Consider the following 3,568-nt stretch of genomic DNA (forward strand, 5'->3'; position numbering starts at 1 on the left):
GGGGCCATCGACGAGGCCGCCGGCGGCAGCGACGCGGTGGCGGGCCGGGTGAGGCAGTCGTCGGTGAAGGCGAGGGCGCGCAGGTGGTAGGGGCGGGCGGCGTGGCCCAGGGAGAGGTTGTGGCCGGCGCCGTGGGCGGTGACCAGGTGGGCCAGGCCGGTGGGGAAGGCGGCGGTCAGGGCGGTGCGGGAGGCCTCGTCCAGGCGCCACCAGTGTTCGTGTTCGGCGAGGGTCAGGCGCACGGGCACGCGCACGCGGGCGGCGAGGGCGCTGTAGCGGGCGGGCCAGGTGGCCAGTTCGCGGGATTCGAGGGCGGGGACGGGGGTGAGCAGGGTGCGGGCGGCGTGGAAGGTGCCGGGCGGGTAGAGGTTGAGGGGGCCCCAGTTGAGGCGGCCGCCGCCGGCGAGGTCGTCGGGGCGGTCCCAGGCGCCGGGGGCGTAGTGCTGGGCGAGGCCGGAGATGTCGCAGCCGAGCAGGGGCAGGCGGGGGTTGTCGGGCCAGTGGGCGGCGAGTTGGAGGGCGATCTTGCCGCCGAAGGAGTGGGCGAGGAGTTGGACGCCGGCGCCGGTGTCGTGGGCGCGGGCGTAGTCGGTGAGGGCGGCGTGGAGGGTGGCGGCCTGGTCGGCGATGAGCTGGCCGGCCGGCAGGCGGTGGGCGGAGGCGCCGTGGCCGGGGCGGTCGACGGCGAGGACGGTGTAGCCGAGGTCGGCGGCGAGGGTGAGCAGGCTGGTGTCGGGGTGGGCGGGGCCGGCGAAGTAGGCGGCGCGCATGCCGCGGCCGTGGACGGCGAGGAGGACGGCTTTGGGGGCGCGGTCCTCGGGTTCGGCGACCAGGGCGGACAGCGGGATGCCGGCGGCGTCCAGGACCAGGGAGCGGGTGCGCAGGTCGTTCCTCACGCGGCGACTCCGGTGCGGGCGTTGTCGAGGTCGGCGAGCCAGCCGGTGAGGTCGGGGTTGCGCATGAGGGAGGTGCCGATGAGCAGTGCGGCGTAGCCGGCGTCCAGGAGGCGGGCGGCGTCGGCGGGGTCGGTGATGGCGGAGGCGGAGACGGGGGCGCGGCAGCCGGCCGCGCGCAGGGCGGGCAGCAGGCGCAGGCTGCGGCCGAGGTCGCCGCGGTCGCGTTCGCGGGTGCGGATGTCCTTGTTGTTGACGGCGACGACGCAGTCGGCGATGCGGGGCAGGGCGTCGAGTTCGCGTTCGTCGGTGATCTCGACGAAGGGGGTCAGGCCGAGGTCGAGGGCGCTGGTGACCAGGCGGGCGAGGGAGGTGGCGGGCAGCAGGGCGGCGGTGAGCAGGACGGCGGAGGCGCCGAGGGCGCGGGCGGCTTCGAGTTGGGCGGGGCGGGTGAGGAAGTCCTTCTGCAGGACGGGCAGTTCGGTGGCGGCGGTGACCTCGCGCAGCAGGCGGGGGGTGCCGCCGAACCAGCGGCCGGTGACGACGGACAGGCAGGGGGCGCCGGCCTGTTCGTAGCGGGTGACGAGGTCGGTGACGGTGCGCGGGCCCAGGAGGTCGGTGCCGTGGGGGTCGCGGAGTTTGACTTCCATGACCAGGGGGCGGGCGGCGGTGAGCAGCGCGTCGATGAAGCTCGGGCTCATGCGGTCGTCTCCTGGAGGCGCGGGTGCCAGGCGCGGGTGAGGGCGGTGACGTTCTCGTGGGTGAAGCGGCCGGTGCGGTCGCGGGCGGCGGAGTCGATGTCGGCGCCGGCGTAGAGGGGGTGGTCGGTGATGGTGCGGTAGGTGTCGCGGTTGGTGGTGTTGAGGCCGCCGGCGAGGAGGAAGGGGATGGTGAGGCGGGGCAGCAGGGCGTGGATGTGGGCGGGGTCCAGGGGTTGGCCGGTGGAGCCGACGCGGCCGTCGTCGGTGACGGTGTCGAGGAGGAACAGGTCGGTGCCGGCGCGGGCGAAGGCGCCGGTGAAGGCGCGTTCGAGGCAGCGTCCTCGGGAGAGGTGGAGGACTTTGACGAGGACGGCGTAGGGCAGGTGTTCGCGCAGTTCGGCGACGAGGGCGGGGCTCTGGTAGGCGTGGAGCTGGATCCAGCGGATGCCGGTGGCGCGGGCGAGGGCGGCGAGGGTGGGGGCGTGGTCGAGGAAGGTGACGAGGACGGGTTCCAGGCCCAGGCGGATGGCGGTGGCGGCGAGGTCGGCGAGGTGGTCGGCCTGGAGGTCGGCGGGGCCGCCGGGGATGCCGTGCCACAGGCCGACCAGGGTGGGGCCGGTGTCGGCGAGGAGGGTGAGGTCGGCGCGGGTGCGGGCGCCGCAGACTTTGAGGTGGCCGCTGCGGGTGGGGGCGTGCGGGGCGGCGGGGGCGGTCATTTGCCGAGTCCGAGCATGGCGGCGATGCGGTTGTACTGGATCTCGTTGCTGCCGGAGTAGATGGTGCCGGCGACGGCGTTGCGCACGTCCTTCTCCAGTCCGTATTCGGACATGTAGCCGTTGCCGCCGAAGACCTGGACGGCGGCCAGGGAGGTGGCGAGGTTGGATTCGCTGGTGAGGAGTTTGGCGATGGCCATGTCGACGGTGACGTTGTCGCCGGCTTCCAGTCGCTGGGCGGTGTCGTACAGCCACTTGCGGGCGGTTTCCAGGCGGATCTTGGTGTCGACGATCTTGTTGGCGACGGACTGGTAGGAGCCGATGGGTTTGCCGAAGGACATGCGGGTCTTGGCGTAGTCGAGGCAGCGGGCGAGGCGGTGCTGCATCTCGCCGGTGTTGACGATGAAGGTGTAGAGGATCTCGCGTTTCATGACGTGGTCGAGGACGAGGAAGCCGCCGCCGACGCGGCCCAGGACGCGGTCGGCGCCGACGCGGACGTCGTCGAGGTAGAGCTCGGAGAGGGGGGAGGTGCGCAGGCCCATCTTCTTGACGGGGTTTCCGGTGGTGAGGCCGGGGGTGTCGGCGTCGACGAGGAAGGCGGTGACGCCGAGGGCTCCGCCCTGGGGGTGGGTGCGGGCGTAGACGACGACGACGTCGGCGACGGGGCCGTTGGAGACGAAGGTCTTGGAGCCGTTGAGGACGAAGTGGTCGCCGTCGCGTACGGCGCGGGTGCGCATCTGCATGGCGTCGGAGCCGGATTCGGACTCGGTGATGGCGTGGGCGCCGATGGCGTCGCCGGAGGCGATGCGGGGCAGGTAGGCGTCCTTGAGGGCGGGTGAGCCGAAGGCCTGGAGGGGGACGCCGGTGGAGGCCATGGAGGTGGTGACGGAGAAGTTGAGGCCGCCGTCGCGGCAGGTCTGGCCGAGGCCTTCGAGGACGTACATGGTGGTGAGCAGGGACTGGCCCAGGCCGCCGTGGCGTTCGTCGAAGGGCAGGGAGAGGATGCCGGTCTTCTGGATCAGGCGCCACTTGTCGTGGGAGAAGGCGGCCTGTTCGTCGCCTTCGATGTGGCCGGCGCTGAGGTCGTCGCCGAAGCGGGCCAGGCCCTCGCGCAGGGCCGTCTGGTCGGCGTTCCAGCGGATCATCGGGGGTGCCGCCTTCCTCCCCCCGCGAGACGCTGGAGATCTACGCCCCGCTGGCGCACCGGCTGGGCATGAACACCATCAAGTGGGAGCTGGAGGACCTCGCCTTCGCGATCCTC

At 73.1% G+C, this 3,568-nt stretch carries 4 protein-coding genes; all 4 read right to left on the reverse strand.

What is annotated here, in order from left to right; all coding sequences use genetic code 11:
• Positions 1–896 (reverse strand): alpha/beta hydrolase (locus tag ACIQOV_RS32800; RefSeq protein WP_401054367.1); only part of this gene is annotated, 896 nt, incomplete at its 3' end.
• Positions 893–1,594, reverse strand: a complete 702-nt coding sequence (locus ACIQOV_RS32805) for an indole-3-glycerol-phosphate synthase (RefSeq protein ID WP_359911886.1) — start codon at positions 1,592–1,594, stop codon at positions 893–895. The genes ACIQOV_RS32800 and ACIQOV_RS32805, both read right to left, overlap by 4 nt.
• Positions 1,591–2,310: an N-(5'-phosphoribosyl)anthranilate isomerase gene (locus tag ACIQOV_RS32810; protein ID WP_401054369.1), complete on the reverse strand. Its 720-nt coding sequence runs from the start codon at positions 2,308–2,310 to the stop codon at positions 1,591–1,593. The genes ACIQOV_RS32805 and ACIQOV_RS32810 overlap by 4 nt, the downstream gene beginning before the upstream one ends.
• On the reverse strand, positions 2,307–3,452 hold the full coding sequence (locus tag ACIQOV_RS32815) for an acyl-CoA dehydrogenase family protein (RefSeq protein WP_359911892.1): 1,146 nt from the start codon (positions 3,450–3,452) through the stop codon (positions 2,307–2,309). Before ACIQOV_RS32815 ends, ACIQOV_RS32810 begins: the two co-directional genes overlap by 4 nt.
• Positions 3,453–3,568 lie beyond the last annotated feature (116 nt).

It is taken from the genome of Kitasatospora sp. NPDC091257 (assembly GCF_044757675.1).
Taxonomy (GTDB): Bacteria; Actinomycetota; Actinomycetes; order Streptomycetales; family Streptomycetaceae; genus Kitasatospora; species Kitasatospora lactacystinica.